This is a genomic window from Polaromonas sp. P3_C2 (genome assembly GCF_056402675.1).
Window position 1 is genome coordinate 1 of record NZ_JBFUGX010000830.1, and the last position, 1,590, is coordinate 1,590.

The 1,590-nt window shown below is 58.6% G+C and carries 2 protein-coding genes and 1 pseudogene; all 3 read left to right on the top strand.

The features are described from left to right. Positions 1 to 561 (top strand): YceD family protein (locus AC1DWI_RS22470; protein WP_477725823.1); only part of this gene is annotated, 561 nt, incomplete at its 5' end. Positions 562 to 800: 239 nt separating this feature from the next. Then, complete coding sequence (gene rpmF, locus AC1DWI_RS22475; RefSeq protein ID WP_007873878.1) at positions 801 to 983, top strand: 50S ribosomal protein L32; 183 nt, start codon at positions 801 to 803, stop codon at positions 981 to 983. A gap of 88 nt (positions 984 to 1,071) precedes the next feature. Beyond that, a pseudogene (locus tag AC1DWI_RS22480) lies at positions 1,072 to 1,590 on the top strand (phosphate acyltransferase PlsX); the annotation flags it as partial.

The window sequence follows — 1,590 nt, forward strand, 5'->3', positions numbered from 1 at the left end:
GCACACATGTCCAGATCCCTGCAGCCCAACCGACTCAACATGACCGCTTTCGCCCAGGATGGCGTGGCGCTTTCCGAGACTACTTTGCTACGAAATATGGAGCGCCTTGCGCACGAAGCGCAAGGGTTGCAGGCTGATTCGGCAGTGAAATGGCAGGCGGTCGGCGAATTGCGCCCACGCCCGGGCGTTGAAGACGACGTATGGTTGCATCTGACGGCTGAGGCCGTTGTGCCTTTAACCTGCCAGCGCTGTATGGGTGTGGTTGCCACACCTGTAGAGGTGGACCAGTGGTACCGCTTTGTGGCCAATGAAGACATTGCCATGGCCGAGGACGACCAGTCTGAAGAGGATTTGCTGGTGATGGAGCCCCAGTTCGATTTGCTCGCTGTGCTGGAAGATGAATTGCTGATGGCCCTGCCGCTGGTGCCCATGCACGAGGTGTGTCCTGTCGCGCCCAAACTGCAGGCGGGCGACCTTGGTGACAATGCAGATTCGGTGGACGAGGGTAGTGAAAAACCCAATCCCTTTGCGGTTCTGGCGCAGCTTAAAGCAAAAAAGTAGTAATTTAGAATTACATATTTCTCAGGTAAAGCTCCTGGATTTGTCGGCATTTCACCAGTCGCGGGTTGAGGTGATGAAATTTCTCTCGCATCGAGCTATAATCAAAGGCTTCGCGTACCAATGCGGTGAATACGGTGACATGGCGTTTAGACCGCCTTGGGCCGATATTCAGGTCCAGCTGTCTGAACTCGGATTTTGGTGCGTAATTTACCAACCTTACACCCCATCAGGAGCGGATCATGGCCGTCCAGCAGAACAAAAAGTCACCTTCGAAGCGCGGCATGCACCGCTCGCACAACGCACTCACCGTGCCAGGCATTGCCGTGGAATCCACCACCGGCGAAACCCACCTGCGCCACCACATCAGCCCTACCGGTTTTTACCGTGGCCGCAAGGTGCTGAAAACCAAATCCGAAGCGTAATTCCACGCTTTGAGCATGGGCCCGCACTCATCCTGCGGGCCTTTCTTTTGCCTGAATTCCACTCTCTCTTGACTGCACCGGTCGCCCCATGATCAGGATCGCTGTCGATGCCATGGGCGGCGATATCGGCCCAGCCGTCACGCTCCCGGCCAGCCTGGCATTCCTGGATGGTCATCCGGATGCTGCTGTGGTGCTGGTCGGCCAGCCTGAAGTCCTCGCCGGGCACCCGTTGTACCCCCGCCTTCAAGCCCATCCGCGCTGCCAGATCGTTCCGGCCAGCGAGATCGTCACCATGGACGATCCCATCGAGATCGCCTTGCGGCGCAAGAAGAACTCCTCGATGCGGGTCGCGATGAACCAGGTCAAGGATGGTGTGGCCCAGGCGGCCGTGTCGGCCGGCAATACCGGCGCCTTGATGGCCATTGCCCGCTATGTCCTCAAAACCCTGGAGGGCATAGACCGTCCGGCCATTGCTACCCAGCTGCCCAATGCCCTGGGCGGCGCCACCACGGTGCTGGACCTGGGTGCCAATGTCGACTGCACCGAAGATCACCTGCTGCAGTTTGCCGTGATGGGATCCGCCCTTGTGGCAGCCATCACCAGCAAC

Coding starts and splice junctions, on each gene's coding strand:
- rpmF (WP_007873878.1), top strand. CDS start 801: ATGGCCGTCCAGCAGAACAAAAAGTCACCTTCGAAGCGCGGCATGCAC.